The sequence below is a fragment of the Streptomyces sp. NPDC015661 genome (genome assembly GCF_043077765.1).
Taxonomy (GTDB): Bacteria; Actinomycetota; Actinomycetes; order Streptomycetales; family Streptomycetaceae; genus Streptomyces.
Map to the genome: position 1 here is coordinate 199311 of NZ_JBIBST010000011.1, position 15018 is coordinate 214328.

Below are 15018 nucleotides of genomic sequence, written 5' to 3' on the forward strand. Positions count from 1 at the left end.
GACACGCGCGCACGGCGATCAGAGCCTCAGCAGAGGCGGGGCGCAGGGGGTGAAAGGGCGTCAGCAGCCGCGGCGACACGCGGCGGAGGCCACCCGCAGCAGGTCGATGTGACCGCGCGTGGTGAGCAGGGCTGTACGCAACATGGCGCGAAGGTAGCGGCCGCCACGCGCCGGGTCAACGGCGTCTCGGACGGTGGACGGGCGGGCCTCGCCCGCGGAACCGACGTGCCACCGTGCTCCGTACGTGATCGCCACGCTCTAGTCTCCAGCCGACCGGACACGTTCACGACGGGGGAGCAGAACATGACATACCGGCGCGCGGTGATACCCGCACTGATCGGCGGGCTGCTGCTCACCGCACTCCTGTGGTGGGCCGGGGCCACCGCGGACGTGCTGCGCCTGCCCGGCAGTGGCGACCGGCTCGGCGCCGAGCCGGTCGCCGAGCTCCAGAGCTGGCTGGCCCCGTGGGCGTACGACCCGCCGTCCTTCCTCGACGCCGGTGCGATGGTGTCCGGTTACGTCGGGGACACCAGGGGCGGCGACGACCGCGGCTACTACGGAGGCCTGTACACGACGGGCCTGCAGATCCGGTACGGCACCGTCCTCGTCGCTCACGTGCTGGGCGCCCTGCTCCTGGTCCGCCGACTGCCGCCGGCGCGCGGACGCACCACCGCCGCCTTCCTCGCGCTGTGGGCCTGGGGCGCGGTGGCCGGGACCCTGGCGCTCGCCGTGTCCGCGCCATGGCTCATCGCCTCGACAGGACACGGCAGTTACCGCTTCCTGCCCCAGCTGGCGAACGTGATCGCCTCCGGACGGCAGCTCCCCGTGGCCGTCGGACTCGTCGCGGCGGCCGCCACCGTCCTCGTCGCACGGATCACCGCCAAGGGGGCGGGCCCACTGCCGCGCACCGACGTCCCGGCCCGCGCCGCGCGCCTGGCCGCCACCGCGGGAACGGCCGTGATCGCGCTGTCCGTCGCGGTCCTCTCGTACCACTCGGTCGCCGCCGCCCTCCAGGAGTTCTCCCCGGACGGCGGACCGCTCTCCGAGCCGGGCGACCTGCTGCGCCAGTGGCTGCTGCTCGGCGCCTGGTCCGCCCCCGAGGGCGGCCCGCTCGGCGAATGGCTCCTCTACCGCGCCTCCGACGTCCTCCTCCTCGTCGTCGTCTGGTGGGCCCTGCGCAAGCTCCCCGGGCTCCTCACCCGGGCCACGCTCCCCGCCATGGCGGCCGGCGCGGTCTGCGCCACCGTCCTCGGCCTCCTCGCGAGCCAGCTCCTCCGGATCGCGGTCGTCCAGGCAGGCCCCCAGCAGGGGACGCTCCACATCTCCGCCGGCATCGGCAACGGCATCCCGGCCGCCCTCACCTTCGGCCTCGCGGCCGGGGCCGTCGCCACCACGGTCCTCCGGCTCTCGCTGCGGGGCGCGCCGGACACCGCGGCCTAAGCTGCCGTACGGCACAGGTCCCGACCCAGGAGCGCACCCCATGAACGACCGCGACCGGCAGCACCCCTACCCCGACGCGTACCGCGCCGACGAGGCGCCCGCACCGCACGCGCTGCTCGCCCCGGTGACCTGGCTGCTCGGGACCTGGGTCGGGCGCGGGCGCGGCGGCTACCCCTCGCTCGCCGAGGAGTTCGCCTACGAGCAGGAGGTCACCTTCAGCCACGACGGGCGCCCCTTCCTGCACTACGAGGCGCGGGCCTGGCTCATCGACGAGGCCGGCACCCCGCTGCGGCCTTCGGCCCGCGAGAGCGGCTGGTGGCGGCTCCAGCACGAGGGGCGCGTCGAGGCGCTGATCACCCAGCCCACGGGGATCGCGGAGATCGCCGTCGGCCACGCGGAGGGCACCACCGTCGACCTCGGCACCCACGAGGTCGCCCTCGCCCCCACCGCCAAGCAGGTCGACGCCACCCGCCGCCGCTACACGCTCACCGGCGAGGACACCCTCGACTTCGTCCACGACCTGGCCGCGGTCGGCCGGCCGCTCCAGCACCACCTCGCCGTACGGCTGCGCCGCGAGAACCGGAGCTGAGGCCGGCCCCGGCGGCCGGGGCCCCACGGCCGGAGCGTTCACGGGCCCTGGCCGTCGAGCCTGCACAATACGGGGGTGAGCGATGACGACCCGTACCTGTGGCTGGAAGACATCTCCGGCGAGGCCGCCCTCGCGTGGGTGGCCGAGCGGAACGCCGAGACGGCGGACGTGCTGGCCGCCGACGCCGGGTTCGCCCCGCTGAAGGCGCGCGTGAGGGAGGTCCTCGACGCCTCGGACCGCATCCCGTACACCACGCGGCGCGGCGCGTACCTCTACAACTTCTGGCGCGACGCCGAGCACGTGCGCGGGGTGTGGCGGCGGACGACCCTGGAGCAGTACCACAAGGACGCGCCCGAGTGGGAGGTCCTCCTCGACGTCGACGCGCTGGCCGCCGCGGAGGGCGAGAAGTGGGTGTGGGACGGGGCACGGGTACGCCGTCCCGCCTACGACCGGGCCCTGGTGCGCCTGTCCCGGGACGGCGGCGACGCCGTCGTCGTCCGCGAATTCGACCTCGCCACGCGGGAGTTCGTCGCGGACGGCTTCCAGGTGCCGGAGGCGAAGACCCGGATCGGCTGGATCGACGCCGACACCGTCTTCGTCGGAACGGACACCGGGCCGGGCTCGCTCACCGAGTCCGGCTACCCGCGCACGGTCCGCCGCTGGCGGCGCGGCACGCCGATCGAGCGGTCCGAGCTCGTGTACGAGGCCGCGGACGCCGACGTGTCCGCCTGGGGCTACCGCGACGACACCCCCGGCCACGAACGGGACTTCGTCGGCCGCTCGCTGGACTTCTTCCGCAGCGAGACCTACCTCCTGGAGCCCGACGGCGGCACCGTACGCATCGACGTCCCCGACGACGCCCTCGTCCACGCACACCGCCGCCACCTGCTCGTCACCCTGAAGTCCGAGTGGCTCGGACAGCCCACCGGCTCCCTCCTCGCCTTCGACTTCGACGCCTTCCTCGCAGGCGACCGCAGCCCCGAGGTGCTGTTCACCCCGGACGCGCGGACCGCCCTCGCCGGGCACTCCTGGACCCGGCGCCATCTGATCCTGGAGACGATGCGGGACGTCAGCACCCACATCGAGGTCCTCACCCCGGGCGGCGAGGGCGCCGGCTGGACGCGTACCCCGCTCGTCGGCGTCCCGGCACTCTCCGCCGTCGGAGTCGTGGACACGGACCCGGACGTCTCCGACGAGTACTTCCTCGACGTGTCCGGCTTCCTCCAGCCCTCCAGCCTCCACCGCGGGCACGTCGGCGGCGACACGGAGGTCCTCAAGCAAGCCCCCGACCGCTTCGACACCGCAGGACTCACGGTCGAGCAGCACTTCGCGACCTCCGCCGACGGCACCCGCGTGCCGTACTTCGTCATCGGCCCCGACCACGCCGTCACCGGCCCCGGCCCCACCCTGCTCTACGGCTACGGCGGCTTCGAGGTCTCCCTCACCCCCTACTACGGCGCCGTCACCGGCCGGGCCTGGCTGGAGGGCGGCGGCACGTACGTCATCGCGAACATCCGCGGCGGCGGCGAGTACGGACCGGACTGGCACCAGGCCGCCCTGCGCGCGGACCGGCCCCGGGCCTTCGAGGACTTCGCGGCCGTCGCCCAGGACCTCGTCGCCCGGGGCATCACCACCCCGGACCGGCTCGGCGCCTCCGGCGGCAGCAACGGCGGCCTGCTCATGGGCGCGATGCTCACCCGCTACCCGGAGCTCTTCGGCGCGATCGTCGCGCAGGTACCGCTGCTCGACATGACCCGCTTCCACAAGCTCCTCGCCGGCGCGTCCTGGATCGCCGAGTACGGCGACCCGGACGACGCGGACGACCTCGCCCACCTGCGCGAACTCTCCCCGTACCACCGGATCACGGCCGACCGGACCTACCCGCCGGTGCTCCTGATGACCTCCACCCGCGACGACCGCGTCCACCCCGGCCACGCCCGCAAGACGGCGGCCCGGCTGCGGGAGCTCGGCCACCCCGTCCTGTTCCACGAGAACACCGGCGGCGGCCACGCGGGCGCCGGGGACAACGAACAGGCCGCCCACAACAGCGCCCTCGTGCACACCTTCCTCCGGCGGCACCTGACCTGACCGGTCCTACAACCAGCCCTGGCGCTGCGCCTGCAGCGCCATCTGGAAACGGCTCGTGGCGCCGAGCCGGGCCATCAGGATCTGGATCCGGCGGAAGAGCGTGCGGCGGCTGACCCCGATCTCCCGGGCGATGACGTCGTCGCTCGCGCCGCCCGCGAGCAGCCAGAGCAGCCGACGGTCGGCGGGCAGCAGTCCGGCGGGCAGCACGCCCGCCGGACGGGCCGTGCGGCCGTGGAACGGCAGGGCGCTCTGCCACGTCTGCTCGAAGAGGGCAACGAGCGCGGAGAGCAGCCCGCACGGCTGCACGACCAGCATCGTGTTGTGCACGTCCGCCTCCCTGATCGACAGCGACACCAGCGCGTACGCCTCGTCGATGATCATCAGCTTGACCGGCACCGACGGCAGCACCCGGGCCTGCTCGCCCGCCTCGATGCACGGCTCGATGACCGTCCGCATCTTGTCCGGGTACTCGAGCGACGCCTGGGAGTAGATGACCCGCTGCGTCACCCCCCGGGCCAGCGTCGCCAGCGCGTCGTCCGTCGAGCCCGGGATGGGCGTGTACGGAGGCGAGTCGAACTGCCGGATCTGCTCACGGGCACTGGCCCAGGCCTGCCGGCTCCGGGGGCCGATGGCGTCGCCGGTGACGACCTCCACGAGATCGTCGTTGTACGCGGCGAGCCGCTGCCGCCGGAAGGACTCGAAGGCGCCCCCGACCGTGATCCGCGACTCGTCGAGCTCGGCCGCCCGATGCCGGCCCAGGATCTCCAGGCCCGCGGCCGGAGGCACCGGGGCCACCAGGTCCGGGCCCTGCGCCGCCGGACTCGCCAGGCCCGCGTCGACCAGCTCCCCGTACGCCGCCGACAGCTGCGCACCGTCGAGACCGGCCGCCGCACCGATCGCGCTCAGCGGCGCGGGCCCCAGGTCCAGGAGCCGGACGTAGACCCGCCGGGCCTCGTCGCCGATCCCCAGGAGCCGGAGCGCCTCACCGAGCTTCTCGTTCGCCATGGACCGCATTATCGACCGGCCCCGGCCGCCCCCGCCGCCCGGACGTGGCCGATTCGTGCCACTGGCCGATCCGGGCACCGGCCGGGCCCGTGGCGGAGTACCTTCCGGGTGCCGCCGACGGCCGGCGGCCCAGAACGTACCCGGAAGAAGGTGCAGGACGTGGCGAAGGGTCGCAAGAACGGCCTCTACAACGGCGTCTCCGAGGAGCTCTCCGCTCTGATGAGGACGGGGTGGGCGGACACCGAGCGGCACGACCTCGAACCGGCCGAGCAGGCCCCGTACGCGGCCGGGCGCCGCGCCGCGCTCTCCGCGCTCTTCCCCGGCGAGCGCCTGATCGTCCCCTCGGGGAACCTCAAGACCCGCTCCAACGACGACACCTACCCCTTCCGCCCGTACTCCGGCTATGTGCACATGACCGGCGACCAGGCCCGCGACGGCGCGCTCGTCCTGGAGCCCCGCGCCGACGGCGGCCACGACGCCTACTGCTACCAGCTGCCCCGCGACAGCCGCGACAACGACGAGTTCTGGATCGGCTACACCGCCGAGCTGTGGATGGGCCGCAGGCGCACCCTCGCCGAGGCCGAGACCGTCCTCGGACTGCCCTGCCGTGACGTCCGCACCATCACCGAGGACCTGGCCGCCGGTTCCGGCCTGCCGACCCGGATCGTCCGCGGCGTCGACCCGGCCCTCGAAGCCGCCGTCACCACCGACGAGGAGCGCGACGCCGAGCTGGAGGGAGCGCTCAGCGACCTCCGCCTCGTCAAGGACGAGTGGGAGATCGGCGAGATGCGCAAGGCGGTGGACTCCACCGTCCGCGGTTTCACCGACTGCGTCGCCGAGCTCTCCCGCGCGATCGCCTCGTCCGAGCGGTGGATCGAGGGCACCTTCTTCCGCCGGGCCCGCCTGGAGGGCAACCACGTCGGCTACGGCTCGATCTGCGCCGCCGGCGACCACGCCACGATCATGCACTGGACGGAGAACGACGGCCCGGTGCGCCCCGGCGAGCTGCTCCTCCTCGACGCCGGCGTGGAGACCCACTCCCTCTACACCGCCGACGTCACCCGCACCCTCCCCATCAGCGGCACCTTCACCCCCGTCCAGCGCCAGGTGTACGACGCCGTGTACGAGGCCCAGGAGGCGGGCATGGCCACGGTGAAGCCGGGCGCTCCGTACCGCGACTTCCACGAGGCCTCCCAGCGCCACCTCGCGGCGCGCCTCGTCGAGTGGGGCTTCATCGAGGGCCCCGTCGACCGCGCGTACGAGCTCGGCCTCCAGCGCCGCTTCACGATGGCCGGCACCGGCCACATGCTCGGCCTGGACGTCCACGACTGTGCCCAGGCCCGCACGGAGGAGTACGTCGACGGCGTCCTCGAACCGGGCATGGTGCTCACGGTCGAGCCGGGTCTGTACTTCCAGCCGGACGACCTGACCGTACCCGAGGAGTGGCGCGGCATCGGCGTCCGGATCGAGGACGACCTCGTCGTCACCGAGGACGGCCACGAGAACCTGTCGGCCGGTCTGCCGCGCTCCTCGACCGAGGTCGAGGCGTGGATGGCCCGGTTCGCGGGCTGAGCCTCCCGCCGGCTCGGACGAGGGGCCGTTCGCGCGAATCTTCGCGCGGGCGGCCCCTCGTGTTGTTCCGGAGTTCGGCCCCTCGCCGGGTCGGGCGGGGACCGTGGGGCGGATGGGGCGTGTGACGGTGAGGAGCTTCGGGCTGCTCGTCCTGCTGGTCGTGGGTCTGTACGTGGGTCTGTATGTGGCGGGTTCGGGCGACCCGGGTTCAGGCGTGCCGCGTTCGGGTGACTCGGGTTCGGCCGTGGCGGGATCCGCCGGGGTGCCGGGCCCGTCGGGCGCTTGGGGCGGCTGCGAGGTGTCCGTCCCGTACACCGCCGGTGTCGGCGGCTACGCGAGCTACCGCATCCCCGCGGCCGTGCGGACCCGCGCCGGGACCGTGCTCGCCTTCGCCGAGGGCCGGACCGGCGGGGCCGGGGACAGCGGTGACATCGACATCGTCGTGCGCCGGTCGGCCGACGGCGGCTGCACCTGGGGTCCGTCGGCGGTCGTCGCCGACGGGCGCGGCGACACGCGCGGGAACCCCGCGCCGGTCGTGGACCCGCGTTCGGGCGACGTGGTGCTGCTCAGCTCGTACAACGGCGCGGAGGCGACGGAGCGCCGGATCCTGCGGGGTGAGGTCCCCGCTCCCCGCGGCCGCCGGGTGTTCGTCCAGCGCAGTTCCGACGACGGGCGGACGTTCTCCCCTCCGCGGGAGATCACCGCGCAGGTGAAGAAGCCCGGATGGCGCTGGTACGCCACCGGCCCGGGCCACGCCCTCGCCCTGACCCGGGGCCCGCACGCCGGGCGGCTGGTCGTCCCCGCCGACCACTCGGCGGCGCCGCCGGAGGGCTCCACGGACACCGGCGAGGAGCCCCGGTACTACGGGGCGCACGCGCTCCACAGCGACGACGGCGGCCGGTCCTGGCGCCTCGGTCCCGTGGACGACACCTACGACGGCTTCGTCAACGCCAACGAGTCGACGGCCGCCCAACTGCCCGACGGAAGCGTGTACTTCAGCTCCCGCGACCAGCTGGGCACGAGCCCCGGCAACCGCGCGGACGCCTCCTCCCGCGACGGCGGTGAGACCCTCGACCGCCCGCTCGCGCCCCAGCACACCCTGGACCGCGTGCCCGTGGTGCAGGGCAGCCTCCTGTACGTGGGCGGCCGGGACGGACTCCTGTTGTTCTCGGCCCCCTCGGTGCCGGACGCCCGCGCGGAGCCGGCCGTCTGGACCAGCGGGGACGGCGGGCGGACCTTCGTGAAGGCCCTGACGGTGTCCCGACGGAAGGGCGCCTACTCGGACCTGGTGCCGCTGGACGCGGCGACCGTCGGCCTGCTCCACGAGACCGGGACGCGGAGTCCGTACGAGACCGTGGAGTTCCGCCGGATCCCGCTGACGGCACTCACCGGCCGGCGGTAGCCGCCGGGTGGCCCCGAGCGCGGCCCAGGGCGGCTTGCCAGCTCTTAATGAAAATGATTATCGTCTCCCTTGTTCGTACACGCTCAACCATTTGCCCAAGGGGGGCCTCTTTTGCGTGCCTTCACGCGTTCTCTCACCCTTGCCGGAACCGTCGCCGCGACCCTCGCCGTCGGTGGACTCACCGCCGCCCACGCCGCCGGAACCACCCTCTCCACGGGGCACGTCGACGTCCTCGACGTCGAGTACGACGGCACCGGCCTCGGCCTGCACGTCCACGACGAGTCCGTGACCCCGGACGTCGAGTACGCCCCGGCCGACGTCGTCCTCAGGGCCCTGCCGGCCGCCGCGTACACCGTGCCCACCGGCACCTGCTACAGCCACCTCGGCACGGCCGGAACCACCGTCTACCGCCTGCCCCAGACCCAGAACGCCGACCTGCTCTGGCCCGGCATTTCCGGCGAGCACCTCACCGCCGGCGCCTTCCAGAACGACAAGGTGCAGGTCAAGCTCACCTCGCTCAGCGGCCCCGGCAGGCTCACCGTCTACAAGAACGGCCTCTGCCCCCGGAGCAACCGCTCCTACGACAGCGGCGACGCCACCCTCCCCAACACCCGGGACATCGCCGCCGGCGAGCACGACCACGCCAACTGGGTCTTCACCAAGGCCGGTTCGTACACCGCGACCTTCGCCGTCAGCGGCACCCTGACGAACGGCACCCCCGTCGGCCCGACCTCCGCCACGTACACCTTCCAGGTCGGCTGACGCCCGCCCGCCCATGAACCCCGCGCCGGGGGCGGGACAACCCGCCGTTCGAACCGCCCCCGGCGCGGCCGTGGCCTCCCCGTACGCACCCCGAAGGAGCCGCCCCGTCATGCGGGCCCGCAACGCACCCTCCACCCCACCCGCAGCCGCGCTCACCGCCGTGCTCGCGGCCGCCCTCGCCCTGTCGCCCGCCGCACCGCCCGCGTACGCGGCCGAACAGCCCCCGCGCGAAGCGCCCGCGGGCGAACGCGTCGTCCTCGACGGCGGCCACCTCGACCTCGCCGCCCGGCTCACCGGCGGCCGCCTGGAGTTCCGCGTCAAGGACGGCACGGTCCCCGGCGCCACCGTCTGGCGCGAACCCTCCGACGTCCTCCTCCACTTCGACCCGCGTCACGAGATCGTGATCCCGCCGCGCGAGGAGGTCCCGCAGCTGGAAGGCTTCGGCACCCCCGGCGCGAGCCTCTGGGTCGACAAGGACTTCGCGTCCACGGAGGGCCTCCTCTGGCCCGGCTGGAACACCCTCGGCATCCTGCCCGCCGACGCGACCGGCGGCGTCGAGGTCACCTTCCCCGCGATCGACGGGCCCGGCCGGTTCGTCCTCGGCCGCTGGGAGGACGATCCCGAACTCGGCCTGCGCGTCGGCGTCGACGTCGACAGCCGCAAGGCCGAGCCCGGCACGGTCTCCCTGCCGGCCTTCACCCACGCCCACCCGCTGTGGATCTTCGACACGGAGGGCGTCTACCGGATCACCCTGGAGATGAGCACCACGCTGCCCTCCGGCACGCGCCTCTCGGACCGCGAGACCCTCGCCGTCGCCGTGGGCGACGTCGACCCGTCGACGATCGAACCGGGGGCGGGGGAGGGGACACCAGGGCCGGGGCCGGGGCCGGGGCCGACGGCGATGCCGATGCCGATGCCGATGCCGATGCCGACGCCGTCCCCGTCCGGTACGCCGTCCCCGTCCGGTACGCCTTCGCCGGCCGGTACGCCGGCACCCACCCGCACCCCGACCGGCGTGCCGGCTCCGACGCCGGGCTCGACCCGTACGTCGTCCCCCACGGTGGCGCCGACTCCCGAGTCCCCCTTCGAACCCCGGACGACCCTCACCGCCTCCGCACCGCCCCGCGCCGCCGCCGCGGGCAGCCCTCGGCTGGCGGCCACCGGCGCGGTCCCGCTCGCCCTGCCGGCCGGTCTCGCCGGTCTCGCGCTCGCGGCCGGGGCCGTGACGGTCGCCCTCGTGCGCAGGAAGCGGACGGCCCGGTGAACACGCCCCGTACGGCCGCCGCCCTCGCGCTCGGTGCCGCGCTGCTGGTCTCCGGCTGCGGCGGCGGGCCCGACGGCCGCTCCGGCGGCAAGGCCGAACTGACGGTCTCCACGACCACCGCGATCATCGCCGACCTCGTCCGCAACGTCGGCGGCGACCGGGTCGACGTCGCCTCCGTCGTGCCGCAGCACGGAGACCCCCACTCCTACGAGCCCAGCCCCGGCGACGCCGCCCGCGTCGCGCGCTCGGAGCTGGTCCTCAGCAACGGGCTCCTCCTCGAAGAGCCCGGAATCATGAAGATGATCCACACCAACGCCCCCGAGGACACCCCCGAAGTGCCCCTCGGCGAACGCCTCGAACAGTACGGCGGCTCCGCCATCAGGCTCACGGAGGACCTCGGCCTCGACGTGCTCTGGCTGGGCTGGGCCGTCGAGGGCGAGGTGGCGGGCGACGGCTCCCACGTCCGGACGACCGCCACCGCGCTCGATGGGCCCGGTGACCTCCACGTCTATCTGACGGACACGCTCGGCACCCCACAGGTCGTCGTCGACTCCACGGACGGCTTCGGCACCAGGGACTCCTTCACCCTGCCGCCCGAGGCGCACACCCACGTCAACTGGGCCTTCAGCAAGCCCGGTACGTACCGGCTGACCGTACGGGGACAGACCGAGACCCTCGGTGGGAAGACCGCCCCGATCGGCGGCGGAACCGTCACCTTCGTCGTCGGCGGCGCCCCGGCGCCGGCCGGGAGGACCGTGCTCGACGGCGGGCACGCCGACATCGCGCTCGACACCCGGACCAGGTCGGTGCGGATCCGCTCCGACGACCCGGCGACCGGCCGGCGCGTGCACCGCTCCACGGACGCCGTCGTCCTCTCCGTACCGCAGCGGGCCAGGGAGACCGTGCCCCGCGAGGAGGCCTATCGCTTCCTCGGCCGGCCCGGCGCCGACCTGTGGGTGCTGCCGCAGGCCGTCATCGGCCGCCACGTGCACGGCGACACCGACCCCCACACCTGGGAGGACGTCGCCAACGCCGAGGCGTACGTCCGCCGGATCCAGGACGAGCTGACGAAGGCCGACCCCGGGGGCCGCGCCACGTACGAGCGGAACGCCGCCCGCTACCTGAAGCGGCTCGCCGCCCTCGACGACGAGGTGGCGAGGACGCTCGCCCGAGTCCCGGAGAGGAACCGCACGTTGATCACGACGCACGACGCGTTCGGCTACCTCGCGCACGCCTACCACCTGGAGATCGCCGGCTTCGTCGTCCCGGTGCCCAGTCGCGAGCCGAGCGCCGCGGAGATCGCGCGCCTCCGGGCCACGATCCGCGAACGCGAGGTTCCCGCCGTCTTCGTCGAACCCAATCTGGCGGCCCGCGCGGACGTCCTGCGCCGGGTGGCGGAGGACGAGGGCGTCGCCGTCTGCACGATCTACGGCGACTCCTTCGACGACAAGGTCCACGACTACGTCTCGATGATGCGCCACAACGCGAACGAACTGGCCCGCTGCCTGGGCCGGGAGGGGAGGTGAGCCCGATGCGGCTCGCACGGAACACGAGCGTCGCCCTGGCGACGGCCGGGGTGCTCGCCCTCGGCGGTACGGCGAGGGCCGAGCCGCCGGCCGATGGACCCGTGCCGGTACCGGTACCCGTACCCGTACCCGCGACACCTGGTCCGGCCGGGCCGGGGTGGGTCGACGGCGTGCTGGGGCTCGGGAGGGACGGTGTGCTCGACCTCGACGACTTCCACCGGGTCACCGGGGAGGACGGCACGGTCCACTGGGAGTTCAGGACCCCGTGGGACACCACGGCCCTCGCGGACGGCGGCTCGGTGCGCTGGTCCCTGACAGAGGCGGAAGGGCCCGGCGCGGTGACGGTGACGGTGTACGGGGCGGAGGGCGATGCGTCCGGGGTGTGGTTCGACAGCGGCGACGGGCTCCCGGACGCCTCCGAGCTTCCTGCCGGAGGCCGGGGCGAGAGCCGCTGGGCCTTCTCCGCGCCGGGGGTCTACCGGATCGTGCTCGCGGCGGAGACGGACACCGCCGAGACCGCCACAGCCGGGTTCACCGTACGGGTCGGGGGAGCCGCTCCCGTGCCCGTGCCCGTGCCCGCTCCCGCTCCCGTGCCCGTGCCCGTGCCCGCTCCCGTGCCCGTGCCCGTGCCCGCTGTGACGCGCGAGGCCAGGGCGTTCGTCGCCCAGCCGGCCGCCCCCAAGGCCCGGCCCGTCGTTCCCGCGCAGAAGGCCGGGACGACGCCTCCGGTCCTCGACGAGGGCCACGTCGACATCGCCGCGCGCGTGCTGGACGGCAGGCTCCAGATCCAGGTCAAGGACGGGACGGTGCCCGGCCGGACCGTCTGGCGCGAGCCCTCCTCTCTCGTGCTCCGGGTCAAGCCGGAGGCCCGTCGGACCGTTCCGGCCAACCCGGACTTCGCCTTCCTGGGGAAGGCCGGAGAGCCGGTGTGGCTGCTCGACCAGGTCCAGCGACCCGGGTTGCTCTGGCCCGGCTGGTCCACGGACAACATGGCGGCGGGCGCCACACGGGGCGAGATCGCGTTCTCCCTGGTGAAGGCCGAAGGGCCGGGCCGGTTCGCGCTCTTCACTTACGACGGCCTCTCCGGCGCGGCGGTCCGTTTCGCCAGTGCGGACGGGGTGCCCGACACCTTCGGCGTTCCGCAGAACACGCACGCGCACGGTGGCTGGGCCTTCGGTGCCGAAGGCACGTACCGGCTGACCCTCACGATGTCCGGCCTCCTCGCGGACGGGAGGAGGACGAGCGACACCGAGACGCTCACCTTCGAGGTCGGCTCGGGCGATCCGGGCGGGGGCTCTACGGGCGGATCGACGGGCGGATCGACCGGTGGCAGCACCGACTCCGGTGCGAGTGCGGGGACGAGTACGGGGACGTCTTCGGGCTCCGGTACCTCCCCGGGCAGCTCCGTCACGGGCGGCTCCGCCACGGGCGGGGCGAGCACCGACGGCAGCGCCACCACGGGCGCCACTGGCAGTACCAGTGCCAGTACCAGTGCCGCGGGCAACACGGACAACACGGGCGACACCTCCCCCCGTGGCTCCATGGCCGCCACCGGCGCCGAGTCCACCGTGCTGCTCGCGGGCACGGCCGTCGCGCTCGCCGCCGTCGGCGCCGGTGCCGTACTCGTCGCCCGGCGGAGGCGCAGCGCATGAGCGACGACCGACAGGAGCTGCTGCGGGTCCGTTCCCTCTCCGTCGCGCTCGGCGGCCGGACGGCCGTCGCGGACGTCTCGCTCGCCGTGTCCGGCGGGGAACTCGTCGGGCTGCTCGGCCCGAACGGGGCGGGCAAGACCACACTCCTCCGCGCCGTCCTCGGGCTCGTCGCCCCGTCGTCGGGCGCCGTCGACGCCAGGGGGACCGTCGGCTACGTCCCCCAACGGCACGAGTTCGCCTGGGACTTCCCGATCGACGTCGCCGGGGCCGTGCTCAGCGGGCGCACCCGTACGGTCGGCTGGCTGCGTCCGCCCCGGGCGCGCGACCGCGCGGCGGCCGACGAGGCCCTGGAGCGGGCCGGTCTCACCGCGCTGCGCCGCCGGCCGATCGGCGAGCTGTCCGGCGGCCAGCGTCAGCGCGTCCTGGTGGCGCGCGCCCTCGCCGCCGAACCCCGGCTGCTGCTCCTGGACGAGCCGTTCACGGGCGTCGACGTCCCGACCCAGGACCTGCTCAACGAGCTGTTCGGCCGGCTCGCGGCGGAAGGCAGGGGGCTGCTCATGACCACCCACGACCTGGCCGCCGCCGCCCGGACCTGCACCCGGGTGCTGCTCCTGAACCGGACCCTCGTGGCCGAGGGAGGCCCCGAACTCCTGGCGGACGCGGGACAGATGCTGCGGGCCTTCGGCCTGGACCGGACCGAACGGATCGAGGAAGCGGCATGAACGACCTTCTCGCTCTCCTCGCCGAGCCGTGGGCGCTGCCGTTCATGCGGCGGGCCTTCGCCGTCGCCGCGGTCGTCGGCCTCGTCTGCGGGGTCGTCGGCGTGTACGTCGTGCTGCGGGGCATGGCCTTCATCGGTGACGCCGTCGCCCACTCCGCCTTCCCCGGGGTGGCGCTCGCGTACGCCTTCGAGGGCAACCTGCTGCTCGGCGGCGCGGCGGCCGGCGTCACGACGGCGGTGCTCATCGCCTTCGTCTCGCAGAACCGGCGCCTCAAGGAGGACACCGTCATCGGGGTCTTCTTCGCCTTCGCCTTCGGGCTCGGCATCGTCCTCGTCTCGACCCGTGACAGCTGGACGACGGACCTGTCGTCGTTCCTGTTCGGGCAGGTCCTGGCCGTGGACACGGCGGACCTGTGGCGGGTGGCCGCGATCGGGGCGGTCCTGGTCGCCGTCGTCCTCGCCCTCCGGAAGGAGCTGGTCGCGGTCAGCCTCGACCGCGAGACGGCCCGGGCCTCGGGGCTTCCGGTCCTGCCGCTCGACCTGACCCTGTACGTCGTCGTGACGGCCACCATCGTCATGTCCCTGGAGGCCGTGGGGAACGTCCTGGTCCTCGCGCTCCTCATCACCCCGGCCGCCACGGCGCGGCTGCTGACCGAGCGGCTGTGGGCGATGACCCTGCTGGCCTCGGCCTTCGGCTGCGCGGGCAGTCTCGCCGGGCTGTACGTGAGCTATGCGTACGACCTGGCGGCCGGCGGCTCGGTCGTGGTCGTCCTGACCGGGTTCTTCGCCCTGGTCTGGCTGCTCGCACCCCGCCACGGCCTGGTCTCACGCGCGCGCGTACGCCGGGGCCGACGGTCCGTACACATGTCCGGCTCGCGTGCGTCCGAACGAGAGAAACAGGGCCGGATGTTCACCGATTCAGGTGACAGCGGACGAGGTGAAACGTCCCTCCCCTCGCCGGGGCGGCCACGCTCGACGTGACACATGGAGCCACCCT

13 protein-coding genes are annotated in these 15018 nt (G+C 74.1%); 11 read left to right on the forward strand and 2 right to left on the reverse strand.

The window, feature by feature from the left end:
* Positions 1 to 60: 60 nt before the first annotated feature.
* On the reverse strand, positions 61 to 144 hold the full coding sequence (locus ACF07V_RS28750; RefSeq protein WP_351816447.1) for a putative leader peptide: 84 nt from the start codon (positions 142 to 144) through the stop codon (positions 61 to 63).
* Positions 145 to 303: 159 nt separating this feature from the next.
* Between ACF07V_RS28750 and ACF07V_RS28755 the strand changes: the two genes are divergently transcribed.
* From ACF07V_RS28755 to ACF07V_RS28765, 3 genes are all read left to right on the forward strand, one after another.
* Positions 304 to 1440, forward strand: a complete 1137-nt coding sequence (locus ACF07V_RS28755; RefSeq protein ID WP_392158482.1) for a hypothetical protein — start codon at positions 304 to 306, stop codon at positions 1438 to 1440.
* Between the two features lie 40 nt (positions 1441 to 1480).
* Entirely contained in the window at positions 1481 to 2029 is a 549-nt protein-coding gene (locus tag ACF07V_RS28760; protein ID WP_392158484.1) for an FABP family protein, read from the forward strand.
* 75 nt (positions 2030 to 2104) lie between these two features.
* Complete coding sequence (locus tag ACF07V_RS28765) at positions 2105 to 4117, forward strand: prolyl oligopeptidase family protein (protein WP_392158486.1); 2013 nt, start codon at positions 2105 to 2107, stop codon at positions 4115 to 4117.
* A gap of 6 nt (positions 4118 to 4123) precedes the next feature.
* On the opposite strand, the gene ACF07V_RS28770 is transcribed toward ACF07V_RS28765, so the two are convergent.
* Positions 4124 to 5122, reverse strand: a complete 999-nt coding sequence (locus ACF07V_RS28770) for a LuxR family transcriptional regulator (RefSeq protein WP_392158488.1) — start codon at positions 5120 to 5122, stop codon at positions 4124 to 4126.
* 159 nt (positions 5123 to 5281) lie between these two features.
* Here ACF07V_RS28770 and ACF07V_RS28775 point away from each other — a divergent pair, with 159 nt between their 5' ends.
* From ACF07V_RS28775 to ACF07V_RS28810, 8 genes are all read left to right on the forward strand, one after another.
* On the forward strand, positions 5282 to 6694 hold the full coding sequence (locus ACF07V_RS28775; protein ID WP_392158490.1) for an aminopeptidase P family protein: 1413 nt from the start codon (positions 5282 to 5284) through the stop codon (positions 6692 to 6694).
* 121 nt (positions 6695 to 6815) lie between these two features.
* Positions 6816 to 8096: an exo-alpha-sialidase gene (locus ACF07V_RS28780; RefSeq protein WP_392158707.1), complete on the forward strand. Its 1281-nt coding sequence runs from the start codon at positions 6816 to 6818 to the stop codon at positions 8094 to 8096.
* 111 nt (positions 8097 to 8207) lie between these two features.
* A complete protein-coding gene (locus ACF07V_RS28785) occupies positions 8208 to 8858 on the forward strand; it encodes a choice-of-anchor M domain-containing protein (protein WP_392158492.1) in 651 nt (216 codons plus the stop codon).
* A gap of 109 nt (positions 8859 to 8967) precedes the next feature.
* On the forward strand, positions 8968 to 10122 hold the full coding sequence (locus ACF07V_RS28790) for a choice-of-anchor M domain-containing protein (protein ID WP_392158493.1): 1155 nt from the start codon (positions 8968 to 8970) through the stop codon (positions 10120 to 10122).
* Positions 10119 to 11648 carry an anchored repeat ABC transporter, substrate-binding protein gene (locus tag ACF07V_RS28795; protein WP_392158495.1) on the forward strand — a complete coding sequence of 510 codons (1530 nt, stop codon included), beginning with the start codon at positions 10119 to 10121 and terminating at the stop codon, positions 11646 to 11648. The genes ACF07V_RS28790 and ACF07V_RS28795 overlap by 4 nt, the downstream gene beginning before the upstream one ends.
* Positions 11649 to 11653: 5 nt before the next feature.
* Entirely contained in the window at positions 11654 to 13300 is a 1647-nt protein-coding gene (locus ACF07V_RS28800) for a choice-of-anchor M domain-containing protein (RefSeq protein WP_392158497.1), read from the forward strand.
* Positions 13297 to 14022: an anchored repeat-type ABC transporter ATP-binding subunit gene (locus tag ACF07V_RS28805; protein ID WP_392158499.1), complete on the forward strand. Its 726-nt coding sequence runs from the start codon at positions 13297 to 13299 to the stop codon at positions 14020 to 14022. Before ACF07V_RS28800 ends, ACF07V_RS28805 begins: the two co-directional genes overlap by 4 nt.
* Positions 14019 to 15002 (forward strand): anchored repeat-type ABC transporter permease subunit, encoded by a 984-nt coding sequence (locus tag ACF07V_RS28810; RefSeq protein ID WP_392158501.1) that lies wholly within the window; start codon positions 14019 to 14021, stop codon positions 15000 to 15002. The genes ACF07V_RS28805 and ACF07V_RS28810 overlap by 4 nt, the downstream gene beginning before the upstream one ends.
* Positions 15003 to 15018: the final 16 nt, after the last annotated feature.

What these genes read in the sequence shown, in the direction of transcription:
- ACF07V_RS28810 (WP_392158501.1), top strand. Translation starts at nt 14,019, where the DNA reads ATGAACGACCTTCTCGCTCTCCTCGCCGAGCCGTGGGCGCTGCCGTTC.
- ACF07V_RS28790 (WP_392158493.1), top strand. Translation starts at nt 8,968, where the DNA reads ATGCGGGCCCGCAACGCACCCTCCACCCCACCCGCAGCCGCGCTCACC.
- ACF07V_RS28805 (WP_392158499.1), top strand. Translation starts at nt 13,297, where the DNA reads ATGAGCGACGACCGACAGGAGCTGCTGCGGGTCCGTTCCCTCTCCGTC.
- ACF07V_RS28755 (WP_392158482.1), top strand. Translation starts at nt 304, where the DNA reads ATGACATACCGGCGCGCGGTGATACCCGCACTGATCGGCGGGCTGCTG.
- ACF07V_RS28770 (WP_392158488.1), bottom strand. Translation starts at nt 5,122, where the DNA reads ATGGCGAACGAGAAGCTCGGTGAGGCGCTCCGGCTCCTGGGGATCGGC.
- ACF07V_RS28800 (WP_392158497.1), top strand. Translation starts at nt 11,654, where the DNA reads ATGCGGCTCGCACGGAACACGAGCGTCGCCCTGGCGACGGCCGGGGTG.
- ACF07V_RS28750 (WP_351816447.1), bottom strand. Translation starts at nt 144, where the DNA reads ATGTTGCGTACAGCCCTGCTCACCACGCGCGGTCACATCGACCTGCTG.
- ACF07V_RS28760 (WP_392158484.1), top strand. Translation starts at nt 1,481, where the DNA reads ATGAACGACCGCGACCGGCAGCACCCCTACCCCGACGCGTACCGCGCC.